This window comes from Paenibacillus sp. FSL R7-0652, from assembly GCF_038595045.1.
Classification (GTDB): domain Bacteria; phylum Bacillota; class Bacilli; order Paenibacillales; family Paenibacillaceae; genus Paenibacillus.
In genome coordinates, this window is sequence record NZ_CP152001.1 from 967,155 (window position 1) to 985,000 (window position 17,846).

The window sequence follows — 17,846 nt, forward strand, 5'->3', positions numbered from 1 at the left end:
TTGCATATGTTCAATCAACCAACGGCTTTACGTTCGGTACTCAGTCCGGCTTATCTGGAGTGGGCCTTGCACGAACATTACGATATTGGAACGTGGAAAGAATGCATATTTTGGCTGCGAGGACTGAATGACACTTATCGTGTACGGACAAGTACAGGGTTATATATACTGCGTATTTATCGTACCGAGGTGACGGAAGCGGATGTTCGTTATGAATTGAGTGTGCTGACTGCGCTTAAAGCAGGATTGGGTACGAGCGAACACACGAAGATTGGAGATTTTATCACGGCAAAGGATCAGACCGGTTACATCATGCTGGACGCAGCGGAAGGAAAGCGGGCAGCTGTCATGTTTCATTATATTGAGGGGATAGAAAATAATCTGCAGGATGAGGAATCCTGCTATGCTTTTGGTCAGTCTGCTGCTGAGCTGCACAAGGCTATGGATCAGATCAAGCTGGAACCCGTACTGGAATGGAGAACAAACCGTCCAAGGTTCGAACTGGATACGAAGTTTCTTATCGATGAGTCCTTGGAACGAATCCTTCGGTACACGAGTGAGCATCATGAGGAATCAGCATTTTTGCAGACATTTGCCTCTGTCTTAAAAGAGAAGATTCTGACCGTCTCCAGCACAGGGCTGGATTATGGTTTGTGCCACGGTGATATGCATGGAAACAACAATGTGTTTCAGCAGCAGGATCAGTTCACTCATTATGACTTCGAGTGGGCTGCTCCGGGGTGGCGTGCGTATGACTTGGCTCAAGTGAAAGTTCGAAAACGGCAATCAGGTGATCCTGAGCAGAAGCAACGGCTGTGGGATGCGCTGATGAAAGGATATCGTTCGGTTCGTAACTTCTCAGATGCAGATGAGCAGGCGATAGACCTGTTTATTACTGCCCGTCGGTTCTGGGTGATGGGTCTGGATGCGGCCTTTATCGAGAGTGATATGGGTGCACTGGATTATGGTGCAGACTGGCTGAATGATTTTATTGAGGAGTTTCGGGGTACAGGTATCGTCAAATAAAAATCAACAATCAAAAAACGAGTATGCAGACATGTCGTCTGCATACTCGTTTTTGATATAGAACATGATAACAGCGATCAATGTCCCTTATACTGCCGGATCTGTCAACCGGATGACTGGGAAGCAGCGGCAGCTGCTGAAGCTGCCGCTGCCGCGGTCATAGCAGCTTGCTGGGCGATGATCATGTTAGTAATCGTTGTTGACATGGCTGTTGGGAGTACCTCGCTGCGCAGATTCTCTACATGCTCAAGGATTGTCAGTGCAGAGGAGAACAGCAGCAGCTCCTGCTTGTGAATGGACCAAGGGCCGAACCCCTTCTGGGATCGTAACCAGTCATAGGTATCCACTACCTCATCTGTCAGCTTCTCCGGATCAGAAGGTAATAGGGTCAGAAGTCCAAGAGAGGGCAGGGTGTATGTTTTGTCCATCCGAAGTTTCCTTGCACGGAAAGTATCTCTTAACGTCATGATCCGAGCGTTGACCTCCGGATCATTGCTGCCCATAACGAGTACCTGCGTTAAAGATTGCAAGTGGTTACCCGCCGAAAAGGTTGATTTTAAGTCTTGGTAGAAACGTTCCATGCGTACTATTGTGGAATCCGGTTTCAAGTCAGAAAGAGCTAACATTGCGGTGAAAATATAATCGTCCCTTCCTGTTAGGATCGGATGCTCTGTTTTCATCTGGTCATAGAAGGTTTTGGCCCGCTGTACCGCATGCTGAAATTGTTCAGGCGGAGCCTGAGCAGCAATCTGATAGGCCGCCATCACCAAGTATTCGGAATTGCGAAACTTGATATCTTTCATCAGATCATAAACTTGAAGCATATGCTGCAGCCTTGTCAGCCCATCATTCGTCAGAGAAAGCATGGCTGCGATGCTGAAGGAAGAAAAACCTCTAAATGTAGAAAATCGTTTGGTGTTTTGCTTGATCAATTCGTTACTATGACGGATCGCTTCCACGTCCACGGTTTTATTCTCCGCGGCGTAGAGTAAAGCGACCATACGCTGCATCATCGTATGCTGATATTTGAATGGTTTCTTGATGATCTCTGTATTAGAAACGAATAATTCGACTCTTTCGGTGTGCATACTGCATACCTCCCCATGAGAAATTTGTTTACAACAGCATAAGGAATAGTAAGTGAATCAGAGCAATCAACCCCATCGGATAGATCAAAGATCTGGAGAACCTGTTTTTGAATTCGTTCTGAGGATGCTTTTCGAAAACGCATTAAAAACAATACGCCATTCCTGCTGAAAAGTTCCAGTAACGGGGCGGCTGCTTACTTCCTCACATTCCATATTGTATTTCTGCGGCACATCTCGTACAATTTGATGAAGCAATTCTGCATTGCGTTAATGTGAATGATCTGAAGTGGATGAAAAAAGGAAGCTGTTTATTAGAAAAGGGGAGAATCGTTTGGAATCAAAAGAACTATCGAGAGGGCTGAAGCCACGCCATGTTGAGCTGATTGCGCTCGGCGGTACAATTGGTGTGGGGTTATTCATGGGATCGGCCAGTACGATCAAATGGGCAGGTCCATCCGTACTGCTGGCCTATTTAATGGCTGGTATCATTATCTTTTTTGTTATGCGTATTATGGGAGAGATGTTGATCCAGGAACCGGTAACGGGTTCGTTTGCGACATTTGCCCACAAATATATCGGACCGCTTGCCGGATTTCTCACGGCCTGGAGTTACTGGTTTCTGTGGGTTACGGTGGGTATGGCAGAAGTTACGGCAATCGGAATTTACGTGGGATACTGGTTTCCGGATATTCCGCAGTGGCTGCCGGCGCTTGCGGGTGTGCTCATCATTGCAGCAGCGAATTTAGCGGCGGTCAAGTTCTATGGAGAATTTGAATTCTGGTTTGCCATGATTAAAGTGACTGCGATCGTGGCGATGATTGTCATCGGAACAGGTCTTATTTTCTTCGGATGGGGGAATGGCGGGCAGCCAATCGGTTTGTCCAATCTAATTAACCATGGGGGCTTCTTTCCCGGAGGAATCAAAGGTTTCCTGTTTGCGCTGTGTATCGTAACGGCCGCTTATCAAGGGGTAGAGATGGTGGGGATTACGGCTGGGGAAGCCGAAAACCCGAAGTACACGCTGCGCAAAGCGATCAAAAATATCGTGTGGCGGATACTCATATTCTACGTAGGTGCAATTTTTGTTATCGTTACGCTGTATCCATGGAATGAGGTAGGCGAGACGGGCAGCCCATTCGTGCTGACCTTTGCCAAAGTTGGTATTGTGGCAGCTGCGGGGATTATTAACTTCGTCGTGCTGACAGCGGCAATGTCGGGATGCAACAGCGGGATCTACAGTGCCGGGCGGATGCTGTACACGCTGGCAGAGAACGGGCAGGCGCCTGCCTTTTTCAAAAAGCTGTCCAAAGGCGGGGTTCCCCGCAACAGTATCGTGGTGACCATCTCGCTGCTCCTGATTGGCGTGATATTGAATTATCTGATGCCTGATTCGAAGCTGTTCCTATACATCTACAGTGCGAGTGTACTGCCGGGGATGGTGCCTTGGTTTGCACTGGCGTTCAGTCAGTTCCGTTTCAGAAAGCGCTGGGGCCAGGAACTGGCGGAGCATAACTTCAAGTCCAAATGGTTCCCGATCAGCAATTACATCATTATTGTGTATCTGATCCTGGTTATCATCGGTATGGCCTTTAACCCGGATACACGTCTGCCGCTGATCGTTGGTGCGGCGTTTATGGGTGTTGTGGTAGTTGGTTATTATGTATTTGGCATAGGCGGCCGGGAGAAAGCCAACGATCAAAAATAATTATAAATAAAGACAAACTAAAATTAAAAAAAGAATTGTCCGTTATCATTGAATGAAATACCGCTTGTATGGCGGTAATAATGCACTCCTTGAACATATGAGGCGACTTGAGAAGAGTCCAATATGTTTAAGGCGTGTTTTTTTTTGCAGTTTAAAGAACAGGCATCTCGGTTACAAAGGAAAGAGTGAACCTTTACACAAATGAAATTCACAACACATAAATACAAACCAAGGAGGAATTGAACATGGCGACGCAAGATCAACATTCGATTCAAGATCCAACGACACAATATCCGAAGGCAAACCCGGACTGGAAACAACAGCAGGATGAGCCGGGATTGCAGCGTGAGATGACTCCGGTTCCCGATTGTGGTGAAACAACGTATAAAGGCAGCGGGCGCCTTACAGGCCGCAAAGCGGTTGTTACCGGTGCAGATAGCGGGATCGGCCGTGCGGCGGCGATTGCTTATGCACGTGAAGGAGCAGACGTTGTACTCTCCTATCTGCCGGAGGAAGAAGCAGATGCTAAGGAAGTTGTGCAGCTGATTGAGGAAGCTGGCCGCAAAGCGATTGCTGTACCAGGAGATTTGAAGGATGAGAAATACTGCGAACAACTAATTGAAACTGCAGTCAAAGAACTGGGCGGGATCGATATTCTCGCGAACGTGGCAGGCAAACAGCAGTTTGTTGAGCAGATCGAAGATCTAACGACAGAACAATTCGACGCTACGTTCAAAACGAATGTATATTCCATGTTCTGGCTTAACAAAGCAGCAGTCAAACATATGAAAGCAGGCGGCTCAATCATCAACACATCTTCCATTCAGGCATACAGCCCGTCTCCAATTCTGTTGGACTATGCAACGACTAAAGCATCAATTAACACATTCAGCAAGGCACTCGCCCAGCAGGTTGGCAGCAGAGGTATTCGTGTGAATGTTGTGGCGCCGGGGCCGGTATGGACACCGCTGCAGGTTGTCGGTGGACAGCCTGTAGAGAAGCTGGCCGAATTTGGTAACAATACCCCGCTGGGACGAGCAGGACAGCCTGTAGAGATGGCTCCGGCTTACGTATTTCTGGCAAGTCAGGAATCGAGCTATGTGAGCGGAGAGACCTTGAATGCCAATGGCGGTACGGTTAGTCCGTAATGAGGAATTGAATCGTAAGAACCTGATATGAAAGGTCAACGGCCTCTTGATGCATTTGCGTTCTTCAGGTTATATAAAGAGACGGGATAAAGCAAAAGTGCGCTGCTTTATCCCGTCTTTACGTTTTATTTCTCTTCCGACTTTGTTTCCAGCATCACATAGCTTCCCAGGGTGGCGAGCTGCGCGTGATCCAGCAGGGCTTCCATTACTAAAATTGGATTCTTTACCTTCCCCGATGGCGGTAACGTAGTATTCTCCCTGAATGCCGAAATTTTGCTTCGTTGTAACGATATCATTATAAATACCAAGGCCTCCACGCCCATCTTTCATAAAATCATTAAAGGTTGTTTCGGTTGTCGTTGCGATAACCAAAGGATTACTTTCACTATAAGCATTTTCTGCACCTTGAAGAGGGAGATTGTTTGGATCGAAAATTCTACTTCGATCGATGCGTTTATATATCTTATATTGGCTTGCCCCTTCAACTTTGTCCCATACTAGGGCTAACCGTCTGTCTTTATCGATCTCGTATCTAAGTTTAGGTACCGGCAGCTCAGACTTTACTGTAAACGGTATAATTATGGGTTTATCAAGTAAAGTAAGCTTATCCGCATCCGGATCATATATTTCTGGAAGAGCATAAACTTTACTTGCTTTAAGTCCTTTGATATCGGTATGTACGGAAATAATATCATCTGAAGACAAGCTTGAATTTCTCAAATCTGCTTTAAACTTAAACGTAAATTCTTCATTCTGGGCTGCGTTGTACATAGGCATGATGGATTTGTCGGATGCTGTGCCGTATTTTTCTTTTGGGCTTAAAATGCTGGATCCCTGTTTCGTTTCACCTGATATGTTATCGGATGGGCTGCTCTCCTGATCATTACTCTGGCAGCCGGCGAGCAGCAGGGGAAGTGCAAACATCATAAAAAATAGTCGTTTCATGGTACACTGCTTTCTTATTTTTCTGGGTAAAACTCGTTCTCAAACCTCTAATCTTTCAAACCTCCTATTAATTACATAATATTCATTGCTAGTGTATGGTCACAACGACTTATCGTCAAGGATAGTGATCCGAGTGTTTGGTCCTATGGACTGGAAGGGTAGATCAACATTTTTAATATAGGAGTAGGATAAAACGGCCTTTTCTTAAAATCAGAGAGACCGTTTCAGCTGTGCCGATTACGCTGCATGATGGAGCATTATTATGTAAATTTTTTAACGCGATACCAATAAGAATATGCATCGGTATATCCCAGCTTTGCGTATAAGCGCCGTGCGGGAGCGTTTTCTGCCACCACTTGCAGATAGCTTGAAACTGCACCTTGGCTTTTTCCCCAATGCAGCAGATGCAGAATCATCTGTTCTGCCAGGCCGCGGCTGCGGTATGCCGGGTCTGTAATGATATCATGCAGTCCGATGATCTGCCGCTCCACAACACCAAGTCCACAGGCCACTACGAGGCCATCAACCGAGAGGCGAATGAATGCGGTATGTGCCCGAATATTCAAGAGCATCTGTGTCATCGTTTCGCGGAACTGTCCACTGACAGAATTCAAACGGCAAAAATGATGCAGCCATTCATCAGTCAGCTGCTCGTCAATGTGAATGTCCACGGGCTTTGGTATGTTTAGATCCTCCAGATTTCGAAGCTGTACGAGGGTGCGATCTACAACGACGTAACCCTTATCCTGCAGGAGCTGATCCAGTTCTCCCGGCTGAACAAATGGTGTAATTTTAAAAACAGTATTTAATTGGCTGGACGTATACATTTCTTCACATACCCGGATTTTTTCGTGCACATCCAGAGACGAAGAGTAGATCGCTTGGACCGAGTTGGCTCGTTTCGAATATCCTTTGGCAAATCGCAGCACCCAACCGTCATAAAATGAGGTTGATAAAGGCTGCCAGTGATTGAGTGTTAATTCTTCAATGTGCCGATGCGTGTGCTTTTCTGAATACATATGGTTCATCCTTTCAATGTAATGTTTCAAAAGACAGTATGATTTCAATAGAATAATATTACATATTATTGCATAAATATTCAATAAATTTGTACAGATATCTAACATTTGAATATTGGGTTACAATCTGTAGGACAAGCAAACAACTCAATTTGCAGAAATGGAGTACATCATGTTTACGATTAATATCCAGGGACAAATGATTACATGTCATATTGAATTCGGCAAACGAAAAAAAGCCTCGGTAACAATGGAGCTGCCCTATATGGTCACCATTAAGGCACCAAACGGCACAAGCGAGGAATTGATTCGGCAGCTGGTTATACAGCATGGTGAGGAGATTATACACAAGTCGGCTCGAATGCAGCAGGTGCTGGACGGCCCTCAGGCCAAGGAATATGAAAAAGAGGGAAAGGGGGCATTCCTGCTCTTTGGCAGGGCTCATGCGCTGCAGGACTTAATCCCGGTAGAAGGATATACCGAAGAGGAGCTGCGGGCAAATCTGAAAAAGTTTTATTTTGCCGAGTGTAAACGCATGATTGGACAGCGGATTGTACGTTATCAACAGGAGCTGAAGGTGAAGCCCAAGTCAATCGACATTGTGGACTCTCCCACAAAATGGGGCAGCTGCAGCTGGGACAAAAAACTGACCTTTAATTACCGCCTCGCCATGGCACCGCCGGAAGTGATCGATTACGTCATCATCCATGAATTGTGTCATATTCACCACATGAACCATGACCGCTCCTTCTGGCGGCGGGTGGGCAGCATTATGCCGGATTACAAGGAAAAAGAAGATTATCTGATGCGCAACGGCCGAGCCATGACGCTGTAGACTACCTCACCTGCAGGCAGGCATTGGATAGACTCTGCAGGAAAAAAAGCTGCTGCCTTTTCATGAAGATGAAGTACAATAGAGCCATTATTACGTGCCGCGAATCACAGAGCAGCCTGCGCGGCGAAAGGAGTGCAAGATGGATTATAACAGGCAGCATTCGGTGCTGGTCGATGAATATATCCATTCTTTTTCGGCAGATGTGCAGCTGAAATTGCAGCGGATGCGGGAGCTTATTCGTGAGGCAGCCCCACTTGCTGAAGAGAAGATCAGTTATAAAATGCCTACCTATGCGCAGCATGGGAATCTGGTTCATTTTGCCGCATATACGAAACATATCGGATTTTATCCTGCACCCAGCGGTATTCTGGCATTCAAGGAACAGCTCTCCAGGTTCAAAGGAGCGAAGGGGTCCGTCCAGTTTCCGCTAGATGAGCCGCTCCCGGAAGAATTAATCCGCCAGATTGTTGAGTATCGGGTGAAAGAGAATGTGGAAAGGAGTCAGAGATGAATAAAGCTTTAATTGTACTTGATGTGCAGCACGGATTAACGAGTCTAAGAGATGTATCAGCGACATTGGAAAAGATTGAATCGGTCATACATGTCTTTGAGAAGATGAACTGGCCTGTGGTGTTTATAAAACATGTTGATGAGCATCACGAAGAGTCCTCACTCTATCGCGGCAAAACCGAGAACCTGGAGATTGTTGTGGATACCAGACAATATCCTGTTCTGGTGAAGAATAAACCAAGTGCTTTCAGTAATAGTGAACTGAAAAGATGGCTGCTTGATCAGCAGGTTGAGCATGTATTCATTACGGGTTTTAATATGGAATATTGTTGTCTGTTTACGGCAATAACTGCCGAACATGAGGGATTCAACGTAACCTTGATTGAAGATGCAGCGGGCACGGTCAATACTGCAGATACGTATGAAATGGAGGGGCTGGACATCCCGGATTTTATCGGCTCCATTCTGAACTGGTCGGGATGCATTGAAGTACTGTATACGGATGAGTTTATGGATAGGTTTGTTCAAAATTCTTGATTCAAGGATGCGGTTGATCTAAGAAGAAACAGCCCGGTGAAATCACCCGGCTGTTTTTTTGCACTTTGAATCTGATTACGTTGATCTTAACTATTAATATATTATCGTCTGTTTCGCTGCTTTTGCTCAGTCCAGATTCAGGTCAAAATCCGGCCTGCACATATATTCAATGGGGTACAGGTCATCTCGGGCTGAGATCAGCGCACGGAAATGAAGGTATCGATGGTTCGGCTGCTCTACAACCCCACCTGCACGAAAAGGAATGAGCTCGGCCACAACGAACACGTCCTCGGCATTCGTACATCGGAAGATAACATTGTTGGGGTTGATGACTTCTTTCATATAACTATAAGTCATCACGTGAAAGGACTGTCCGCGCCAGTTGGTCTGGATGACCCGGTACGACTGGGTTCGGATCAGGTCCAAATAACGCTCGAGCGTGAAGGTATGCTCAAACTGCGTGATATACCCTTTTCTATCGACATCGATAGTAAACTCCACATCATAGCTCTCATGAAACTCTTCCTGATATGTACCTGTCATTATCTTCATTGTATCAAAGTGTAATCCAAAGTCCGGGTCGATTATATAGGGAATCACAATGAGTTCCGGGTCAACATGTGCTGTAATTTGACTTGTTGGATTGGGTTCAGTGGGTCTCAGATCAATAGAACCGATCATACTTCCCGGAAAACCGGGGCTGCAGCTTATACGCATAGTCATCTCCTTTAAGGGTAGTCTTTAATTAAACGGAGGTGAAGCGGGAAAGTTTCACCAACATGATCTTCCCAAGCGTTCTTCTGATTCTGTAGATGTAATGATATTTTACCTATCAGACCTTTCGCCGTCGTGAAGTATTCTCTTAATTTGTGCAGGCCTCTATAATCGTGCTACTCTTTCATTAGAGTTACGATAAATGATGTAATGACGTACACATGAATTAGGGGGCTTGTGATGTTATCCACTAAAGTCATTGAACACTGCCGCTTGAACGGCTGGTGGCATGAAGATGTCCCGGCTGAGTACGAGGAAGCACTGCGCAAACTGGATGTTGATCTGAACTCGGATTTTGCACAGTTCTACCTGCATGCAGAGGATGGGCCAACGTTTTACAGTCGAAATCAGGAATTGTATCAGATCTGCTGGGTCATCGAAAATACGGTATACCTTCAGGATATGCATATATCGCAGCTCACACTCGGACTGCCTGAGGCTTACATTCCCCTGGACAGCTTTGAAGGAGAAGGTGGGTTTTTCTATAATCGCCAGACGGGCGAGGTTGTGCTGGTTGAATTAGGGGAGTCAATCGAGCTTTTCCTGAATGGTGAGAGCAAGCCGCAATGGGCAGATTTCAGTGCATTCCTGGAGTGGTACTTCGTACTAACTTAAAGACCTTACAATAGGATGTTGGATGTATAAAACAAAAGGGTACTCGGTTTGTCATACAGGCTAAAGAAGTACTCTTTTGTTGTCCGAATGATATTAACGCTGACTCATCGGAGTCGTCACACTGAACACATTCCGGAAAACGGCACAAAAAAAACGAGCCCGCCTGGCTCGCCTTCTTCGTAATACCTATACAGATGCAGCCGTCTTCGCATGAGACTTGACCGTTACCTGAAACAAATGCTAGTCGGATATGTTGCGTGTGTAGTACTCAATGATATCTTTACGACGAATGATTCCGAGAAAGACACGATCTATATCCACCACAGGTACAAAGTTTTGGTCTGCCGCAAGTGTCAGCATATCCTCCATCTCTGCTTCGATGTACACGCATTCATTATAGATGCGATTGCTGATCTCCTGCACCTGCACCTGATCCATGTTATCAAATGTCAATCCGGGGGTATTACGCATTTTCCATAACAGATCACCTTCGGATAGAGTAGCAACATATTTTCCATCCGGATCAATTACAGGAATGGCGGTGTAGTGGTGCGATTCCAGCTGCTCAATAGCATCTTTCATGGAAGCGGTAGACTTGATATAGGCCACTTCGGCTTTTGGGAGTAAAAAATAGCTGATTTCCATCATCGGGCTCCTTTTCAACCTTTTGCATCGCAAAAAGCTGTAGTATGTAATTCACTATTCTTATTTAAACATATTATGCGAGGCAAAGGCTATTTTTAATGACAAATTCATCAGATTTGTTACATTGTGTAATTGACGCTGGAAATCTATAGTATAGAGTAGAGGTGATGTGACATGAAATCCAAACGTAAATTATTATACGGATTGCTGCCCATCCTGTTTGCAGGCGGCATCGGAATGTATCTTTATATGCAGAATAACAAAACAGAGGAAGCCAAGCCCCAGCCGATTGTGAATCAGTACATAGAGCATCTGCAAAAGAAAGAGTTTGACCAGCTGTATTCATTAATGTCACCTGATTCATTAACCGAGGCAGGCATGACCAAGGAACAATTTGTCGAGAAGTACAATGCCATCTATTCGGGGATGCAGGTGTCTGCCGTTAAGGCCGAACTGGAGCCGGCGCAGTCGTCAGAGGCCGCAGCCGGGACAGATCCTGACAATCAAGCAGCAGAAACTGAAAATAAAACCGATACACAGGAGGGATTAAACACCACGGAAAATGAAAAGGGTAAGGACCAGGCACAGCAGGCAGCAGATAGCTCGGACTTATACCAGGCCGATTATAAAGTGCAGCTGACAACGTTTCTGGGCGAAGTTAGCGAAACGCATACGTTACAGCTGGTTAGACGAGAGCTTGAGGATGGGAGCAGCATCTGGCAGATTAACTGGCAGCCTTCCCTGATCCTGAGTGATATGGTGAAGGGAAGCAAAGTTCGGGTGAAAACGCTGTTCCCGAATCGAGGGGATATTGTAGATCGTGACGGACTGCCGCTGGCCACTGAAGGCACTATGAATGAGTGGGGGATCGTTCCCGAGAAGCTGGGAGAGAATCCGGAACAAATGATTGCACGTATCGCGGATCATTATAAGGTATCGGTAGAAACAATTCAGAAGGCACTTGGTCAGACATGGGTGAAACCTGAATTTTTTGTTCCGATGGGCTCCACAGAGGAATTTGATGTACCAGATTCACTCAGTGGAGTTGCCCTGCAAAGTAAGGAAATCCGTTATTACCCCCTGGGTGAAGCAGCTGCACATCTGATTGGATATGTGCGTAAGGCTACCAAAGAAGATCTGGACAAAGATACGGAAGGGTATTACCGTGCGGAGGACTGGATCGGTAAAGCGGGGCTGGAGCAGTCCATGGAGAAACAGCTGCGCGGAGAACGCGGGGGTTTGATTGAGATTACGGATGAAGCGGGCAATACCCGCTCCGAAATTATACGTAAGGAGGCGGTGGATGGCAGGGATGTGCAGCTGACGATCAGCTCTGCGCAGCAGAAAAAGCTGTATCAAACGCTCTCTGGCGGCGGGGACGCCGGGGCCATGGTGATGATGAATCCGAAGGACGGGAACCTGCTTGCTCTGGTTAGTGCGCCTTCCTACAATCCGAATAAAATGGTTACCGGTCTGACTCAGGCAGAGTGGGATGCCTATTCGGCAAACGAGAAACTGCCTTTTATCAATCGAGTAACGACACGATATGCCCCGGGGTCCACCTTTAAAGCAATTACTGCAGCGGCAGGACTGATGGAGAAGGTGACAACTGCGGATAAAACCCATGACATTTCCGGTTTGCAGTGGCGGAAGGACGACAGCTGGGGTGGATACTATGTCAAACGAGTGAAAAGCCTTACCCCTGTCAGCATGGTCGATGCTCTGGTATATTCGGACAATATTTATTTTGCGATGGAAGCCATTGAGATGGGGAGCACGAAGTTTATCGAGGGGATTCAAAAATTCGGGTTTGGTACTAACCTCGGTTTGGATGAGCTGTATTTGAAGCCAAGCCAGTACGCGAACGAGGCACACAAGGATTTGTCCTCCGAAGTGCTTCTGGCGGATACTTCCTACGGACAAGGTGAGATGTTAATGTCGCCTATTCATCTTGCTGCTGCCTTCACACCCTTTGTGAATGAAGGCAAGCTGGTGAAACCTGTTCTGATTGTTGGAAAAGAAACCTCTGCTCCTGAGGTGATCATTACACCGGAAGTGGCTAATACCGTTACAGACGCGCTAAAACAAGTGGTTTCTCGCCAAGGAGGTACGGCACATACACTCAGTTCAATCACGGGTGGTCTTGCAGGCAAAACAGGAACCGCGGAATTGAAGGCGAAGAAAGGGGAGAAAGGTCAGGAAAATGGCTTTTTCGTCACCTATGATACCGAATCGCCATCATTTCTGCTGGCGGCAGTGATTGAAGAGGTTAACGGTCGTGGCGGCAGTCACTATGTGGTAGACCGTTTGAAGCCGTTTCTGGAGAAGCTGCAGATCGAGCCGTAACCGCAGCGTGAAGAAAGGTACGGAAGAAAGATACGCTGAACTCGTTCATTAAGTCGATCATATCCATCATATCAGGACGAAATCAAATAAACGCGTTCTTGGCGGAATCCACACGGGTTCACCAAGGCGCGTTTTTATGTCAAACTCATTATTTCAGATCAATTCATATCATAATTTCAGTCCGTCGATTCTTTTATTTTCGAGCTGTAATCATGAACCGTGCCGAGTTGGTACGAATACCTTTCTCGTCCCGGTTGTCCTGTACGAATTGCTCGAAAATCTCCTGATCGGATGCGAGCTCTCCGAAATGAGGAACTATGGGTGTGTGCGTCAGCAGAAATAAAAGATCTTCCGGTGCAGCATAATGCTCGGTGATATTATATTCGCGAACTTCGATTTGCTGGAAACCGGCTTGTTTTAGCTCCATTTTGTACCGTTCCAGCAGCGTCCCGGGTTCAATGCCGAAATGCTGTCCGCGTCCAAAAGCCTGGGCTATATTAACTTTATCGTACTCGCTGACCTGTTGGGTCAGAAAGACGCCATCCTCTGCGATAACTCTGTACACTTCCGAGGCTTTGAATGCAGAATGTCTGCAGGATACAACATTGAAGAATTGATCGGGGAACTGTAAGTGATCTGCATCCATCTGCACGAAGCGTACATTGGGGCAGTTCGCTTTCTTCTCCAAATTTCGCCGTGCTGTCTCGATCATGCCTTGAGCCAGATCAATGCCAACAAGCAGATGAGCGTGATTGACAATGGAGAGCACCGCTTCGCCTCCACCCGTACCAATGTCCAGCAGCAGGTCGGATGGTTGTGTGCTTCGGATAACCTCATCATACAAGTTCCAGCCTAAGGGTTCAGAGATGACCTTCATCGTACTGAAATCCCAGCCATTTAGCTGACCTACACGTTCATAAAATGCATTGTAATCCCACTGTTTTGTCATTATAAAATCTTCCTCCAATATATGATGTTGTGATCAGGAATTGTTGTCGCATGTTATCGTTCTTGTACACATCGAACGGACTCAAATGGACAGACCTGCCCCTTGGCAGCTGGTACGCGTTTTGATCCAGCCCGACAATTAATTACTTCGAACGATTGGGAACGACATCCCTTTCACCTCACATGCTTGGAATAGCATCATTATACCGAATTGAGAGCGTATACGCGAGACAGTAATTTGGAGTGGGATCTATTCCGGAAATCCGAGGTGAGCACTAGTGGCTGTATCGCGTCCAAAAGAAGCGATCAGTGCTGCTCATTAAGAAATATCGTATTTTAGGTCAGGAATATATGGTGCGATTTACCTTTTTGCTATATGATAAATGTCGATTCACCCCGAGTTTCCGCAGTACATATTCTAAAAGTGGATATCAGGGCTGTGGAAGAACAAAGAACAACAAACCGATAACCAATGGAATCATACATACGTTTTAAATGGAGGGATCGAGGTGTATTGTCACATATGTGGGACGAAAAATAGCCCGGAGAATGACAAATGTCAAAAATGCGGGACTCCGTTGAAGCAGAGCAGCTCCACGGAGGAACAGATCTGGTCTAACCGAACTGGACTGGAACCGCGCAATGCATCAGCAGTCGGAACGGGAAATAAACACAAGAGCAGTCCGTTCTTATGGGTGATCCCGCTGCTGCTTGCAGCGATCATGGGCGGTCTGTTGACGTATTATTATAATCAGGAAAGTCGTATTAATGCTCACGTGAAGAAACTGCATCTTGAGGCGGAGCAGGCCGCACTGGCTGGGAAATATGCCGAGGCATTAGAGCTGCTGGATAAAGCTCTCGTTCAAAGACCGAATGTGGGGGCGTTTGCTCAGGACCGGCAGATTACGGCGAAAGCTTACAATCTATTACATCAGATGGACGAAGCCGCCAAATTATTGAAAACAGGCAGGTTGTCGGAAGCAGACAAAATTATTCAAACGGCCGCCAAAACATTAAATGAACAGCAGGAGCCTGTGTTTGAGAAAGCGAGAGCAGCCTTAAATAATCGCAAGGTAACTCTAGCTGTTCTTAAGGTGAAAAAGGAGATTGATCAGCTAACCACCGTTCAGGCACTGGCTGACAAACTCAAAGCAATAGCAGGCCTCAGCGGCAAAGAAGCCGAAACTGTGAAGCAGCAGATTACGGATAAGCTTGCAGGAATCAGCTACAAGCAGGCAGAGCAGATGGTGAAGAAGCGTGATTTTACAGCAGCACTGCAAACGGTGGACAACGGATTATCTTATGTGCCCGATGACCAGAAACTGGCCAAATTCCGGGATGAAGTGCTGCGCGAGAAAAAGGCATTTGAAGAGGCGGAAAAAGAACGTATCCGGCTTGCAGAACAGCAGGCGGCTGAAGAAGACCTTCGAAATCAAACGAGTTCCGTATTTATAACGGATTTATCTGCCGAACTGGATGATTACGGTGACCTGCATATCCGTGGATCAATCGTCAATCAGGGGACACGTCCAATATCATCCGTATCATTAATCATTAATGTTAATTCTTCTACTGGTGATTATATCGGTGAAACAGATGCTTATGTGTATCCGGATATAATGGATGTAGGAGAAGAAGGTTATTTTGAAACATCTTATTACGGGGTGTATGAAGCAGCAGAAGTGACGGTTACGAACGCAGCATGGTATGTGGAGTAGGAGGACGATCAGAATGAGTAAACGTATATGGGGAACGATTATCTCCAGTGCAGTTATCATTGGCGCAGGTGCTGGTGGTGTGTTCTGGGTTCACCAGCATGCAGCGGATGAGCTGGCGATCGCACCCAAATTAGCCGTTGTCTCCTCTAAAGAGGCGGGCAAGCCAAAAGCAAAGACAGCTTCAAATACAGCCGACAAGAAAACGCGTAAACAGATTATTGAAGATAGCCAGAAAAAAGTGGTTACGATTGAAAGCAGTGACGGTCTGGGCTCCGGCTTCTTATATAATAACAAAGGCGATGTAATCACCAATGCTCACGTGGTGGAGGGCTCCCGGGAAGTGACCATTCGTACTTTGGACCATCAGGAATATCGGGGCACAGTCATCGGCATCGGGGAAGAAACGGATGTGGCTGTGGTGAGAGTCCCGGATCTTGGGCAAATGGAACCTCTGCCCATCGCTTCCGCCAAAGGGGAGGTTGGTGATGAGATTTTAGCTCTGGGCAGTCCGCTGGGATTTGAAAATACGGTAACAACCGGCATCGTCAGCGGCCTGGATCGCAGTTTTGAAATATCGCCCTATATATATACGAATTTGTATCAGATTTCCGCTCCGATTACCAACGGAAACAGCGGAGGGCCGCTAATTAATGCGGAAACAGGAGAGGTGCTTGGCATTAATTCGACCGTCGTAAAACAGGAAGGCGGAATCGGGTTCAGCATCCCCATAAGCAGTGTGCTGCAGCAGGTGAAGCAGTGGTCCGAACGTTCATCTGATGCGAAAGCGGTGCAAACGGTTCGTGACTCCTCCTCGCAGACGTCATCCGATGCATTATCGGAAGCGGAGGCGCTGGTGGCTGCTCTTTACAACTACTTGAATATGAGTGATTACGTGTCTGCTTATGCTTTGCTCGGTAGTGATTGGCAGAGCGGCACAAGTTACGCCAAGTTCCGTGAAGGTTACGCGAACACCAGCTATGTGAGTCTGGAAAAAGTCACGTCCTCAAACCAAGATAGCGAGGGGATGGAAATAAGCGGTGTAATTGCTGCTGAGGAGCGCAGGGATGGAGAGTACGTAACGACCCAATATGATGTAACGTATCAGATCGGTTACGAGAATGGTCAACTGAAGATACTGCATGGACAGGGGAAAAAGAAGAAATAATAGTCTGATCCGTAAGTGATCAATCATAATTAATGAAAGGTCAGGTCAAATGGATTAGCCATTTGGCCTGATGCGAGTAATTAAATAAGAAGGGAGGACTCGCAGGAATGTGGGTTCTCCTTTTTAATATTGCGGATCAGACATATATTTGATAAAATACAGAACGAATGTTCAGTATATAAGAACGGAGTGAAGAAAGTGAGTTTGAATAAAAAACAGCTCCAGTCCGAGCAGACCAAGAGAAAACTTGCGGATGCTTCCAAAGCCCTTTTTGTACAAAAAGGATATAAAGCAACTTCTATTGAGGACATCGTGGCGGCGACGGGCAGCAGCAAGGGAAACATATATTACCATTTTAAAAGCAAGGAAGGACTCTTCCTCTATCTCATTGATGAATGGGAACGGGAATGGGAGGCGAGCTGGACGGCAAAAGCGCATCTGTATCGCACTTCCACCGAGAAAATCTATGGCTTGGCAGAGCAGCTGATTATGGATGATATCAACCATCCTTTGACGAAAGCGGCCGATGAGTTCTTCACTGGAGCGCAAAAAGAGAATGATGTTGAAGAACGAATCGCTGTATTATTTGAGCGGCATATTCAATTTAACAAACAGCTGATTCAAGAAGGTATAGATCGTGGAGAGTTTCACGAGCAAAATGTGGATCATCTTGCACTCATTCTGGAAAGTACCATTATTGGACTCAGCCAAATGTCACGGAAGCTGGAGCCTGATGAGGCTCTAGCATTATACCGCCAGGCCGCCAATGTATTTTTGCACGGAATCGCCAAGGATAAACAGCATAATTAGACAACGATGGAG

The 17,846-nt window shown here is 46.4% G+C and carries 17 protein-coding genes and 1 pseudogene; 11 read left to right on the top strand and 7 right to left on the bottom strand.

Annotated features, from left to right (window positions below; all coding sequences use genetic code 11):
* Window positions 1-6: 6 nt before the first annotated feature.
* Window positions 7-1,026 carry a phosphotransferase gene (locus MKY97_RS04370; protein ID WP_342554292.1) on the top strand — a complete coding sequence of 340 codons (1,020 nt, stop codon included), beginning with the start codon at window positions 7-9 and terminating at the stop codon, window positions 1,024-1,026.
* Between the two features lie 104 nt (window positions 1,027-1,130).
* Here the strand turns inward: MKY97_RS04370 and MKY97_RS04375 are convergent, their stop codons facing one another.
* Together MKY97_RS04375 and MKY97_RS04380 are read right to left on the bottom strand one after the other, a co-directional pair.
* Window positions 1,131-2,114 carry a DUF4003 family protein gene (locus MKY97_RS04375; RefSeq protein ID WP_342554293.1) on the bottom strand — a complete coding sequence of 328 codons (984 nt, stop codon included), beginning with the start codon at window positions 2,112-2,114 and terminating at the stop codon, window positions 1,131-1,133.
* A gap of 28 nt (window positions 2,115-2,142) precedes the next feature.
* Window positions 2,143-2,241: pseudogene (locus tag MKY97_RS04380) on the bottom strand (hypothetical protein); the annotation flags it as partial.
* Between the two features lie 204 nt (window positions 2,242-2,445).
* On the opposite strand from MKY97_RS04380, the gene MKY97_RS04385 reads away from it, so the two are divergent.
* Together MKY97_RS04385 and MKY97_RS04390 are read left to right on the top strand one after the other, a co-directional pair.
* Window positions 2,446-3,819: an amino acid permease gene (locus tag MKY97_RS04385; protein ID WP_342554294.1), complete on the top strand. Its 1,374-nt coding sequence runs from the start codon at window positions 2,446-2,448 to the stop codon at window positions 3,817-3,819.
* A 245-nt stretch (window positions 3,820-4,064) separates the two neighbouring features.
* Window positions 4,065-4,967, top strand: a complete 903-nt coding sequence (locus tag MKY97_RS04390; RefSeq protein ID WP_342554295.1) for an SDR family oxidoreductase — start codon at window positions 4,065-4,067, stop codon at window positions 4,965-4,967.
* A 69-nt stretch (window positions 4,968-5,036) separates the two neighbouring features.
* On the opposite strand, the gene MKY97_RS04395 is transcribed toward MKY97_RS04390, so the two are convergent.
* Together MKY97_RS04395 and MKY97_RS04400 are read right to left on the bottom strand one after the other, a co-directional pair.
* The gene (locus MKY97_RS04395) at window positions 5,037-5,912 is read right to left on the bottom strand and encodes a hypothetical protein (RefSeq protein ID WP_342554296.1); all 876 of its coding nucleotides are present in this window, start codon (window positions 5,910-5,912) and stop codon (window positions 5,037-5,039) included.
* A gap of 260 nt (window positions 5,913-6,172) precedes the next feature.
* On the bottom strand, window positions 6,173-6,931 hold the full coding sequence (locus tag MKY97_RS04400) for a GNAT family N-acetyltransferase (RefSeq protein ID WP_342554297.1): 759 nt from the start codon (window positions 6,929-6,931) through the stop codon (window positions 6,173-6,175).
* A 172-nt stretch (window positions 6,932-7,103) separates the two neighbouring features.
* On the opposite strand from MKY97_RS04400, the gene MKY97_RS04405 reads away from it, so the two are divergent.
* The 3 genes from MKY97_RS04405 (at window position 7,104) to MKY97_RS04415 (ending at window position 8,813) form a co-directional block, all read left to right on the top strand.
* Window positions 7,104-7,766, top strand: a complete 663-nt coding sequence (locus MKY97_RS04405; RefSeq protein WP_342554298.1) for a SprT family zinc-dependent metalloprotease — start codon at window positions 7,104-7,106, stop codon at window positions 7,764-7,766.
* A 139-nt stretch (window positions 7,767-7,905) separates the two neighbouring features.
* Window positions 7,906-8,277 carry a DUF1801 domain-containing protein gene (locus MKY97_RS04410; protein WP_342554299.1) on the top strand — a complete coding sequence of 124 codons (372 nt, stop codon included), beginning with the start codon at window positions 7,906-7,908 and terminating at the stop codon, window positions 8,275-8,277.
* Window positions 8,274-8,813, top strand: coding sequence for an isochorismatase family protein (locus MKY97_RS04415; protein ID WP_342554300.1), 540 nt, complete (start codon window positions 8,274-8,276; stop codon window positions 8,811-8,813). Before MKY97_RS04410 ends, MKY97_RS04415 begins: the two co-directional genes overlap by 4 nt.
* Before the next feature lie 126 nt (window positions 8,814-8,939).
* Here the strand turns inward: MKY97_RS04415 and MKY97_RS04420 are convergent, their stop codons facing one another.
* Window positions 8,940-9,530, bottom strand: a complete 591-nt coding sequence (locus MKY97_RS04420; protein WP_342554301.1) for a hypothetical protein — start codon at window positions 9,528-9,530, stop codon at window positions 8,940-8,942.
* Between the two features lie 237 nt (window positions 9,531-9,767).
* On the opposite strand from MKY97_RS04420, the gene MKY97_RS04425 reads away from it, so the two are divergent.
* On the top strand, window positions 9,768-10,202 hold the full coding sequence (locus tag MKY97_RS04425; RefSeq protein WP_342554302.1) for a hypothetical protein: 435 nt from the start codon (window positions 9,768-9,770) through the stop codon (window positions 10,200-10,202).
* A gap of 240 nt (window positions 10,203-10,442) precedes the next feature.
* Here the strand turns inward: MKY97_RS04425 and MKY97_RS04430 are convergent, their stop codons facing one another.
* On the bottom strand, window positions 10,443-10,847 hold the full coding sequence (locus tag MKY97_RS04430; protein ID WP_342556227.1) for a CBS domain-containing protein: 405 nt from the start codon (window positions 10,845-10,847) through the stop codon (window positions 10,443-10,445).
* 174 nt (window positions 10,848-11,021) lie between these two features.
* Here MKY97_RS04430 and MKY97_RS04435 point away from each other — a divergent pair, with 174 nt between their 5' ends.
* Window positions 11,022-13,193 carry a penicillin-binding transpeptidase domain-containing protein gene (locus tag MKY97_RS04435; RefSeq protein WP_342554303.1) on the top strand — a complete coding sequence of 724 codons (2,172 nt, stop codon included), beginning with the start codon at window positions 11,022-11,024 and terminating at the stop codon, window positions 13,191-13,193.
* Window positions 13,194-13,386: 193 nt separating this feature from the next.
* On the opposite strand, the gene MKY97_RS04440 is transcribed toward MKY97_RS04435, so the two are convergent.
* Window positions 13,387-14,142, bottom strand: coding sequence for a class I SAM-dependent methyltransferase (locus MKY97_RS04440; RefSeq protein WP_342554304.1), 756 nt, complete (start codon window positions 14,140-14,142; stop codon window positions 13,387-13,389).
* 577 nt (window positions 14,143-14,719) lie between these two features.
* On the opposite strand from MKY97_RS04440, the gene MKY97_RS04445 reads away from it, so the two are divergent.
* The 3 genes from MKY97_RS04445 to MKY97_RS04455 all read left to right on the top strand — a co-directional run bounded on the left by MKY97_RS04445 (window position 14,720) and on the right by MKY97_RS04455 (window position 17,834).
* Window positions 14,720-15,859, top strand: a complete 1,140-nt coding sequence (locus tag MKY97_RS04445; protein WP_342554305.1) for a hypothetical protein — start codon at window positions 14,720-14,722, stop codon at window positions 15,857-15,859.
* Window positions 15,860-15,872: 13 nt separating this feature from the next.
* Entirely contained in the window at window positions 15,873-17,024 is a 1,152-nt protein-coding gene (locus tag MKY97_RS04450; RefSeq protein ID WP_342554306.1) for a trypsin-like peptidase domain-containing protein, read from the top strand.
* Window positions 17,025-17,228: 204 nt separating this feature from the next.
* Complete coding sequence (locus MKY97_RS04455) at window positions 17,229-17,834, top strand: TetR family transcriptional regulator C-terminal domain-containing protein (RefSeq protein WP_342556228.1); 606 nt, start codon at window positions 17,229-17,231, stop codon at window positions 17,832-17,834.
* Window positions 17,835-17,846 lie beyond the last annotated feature (12 nt).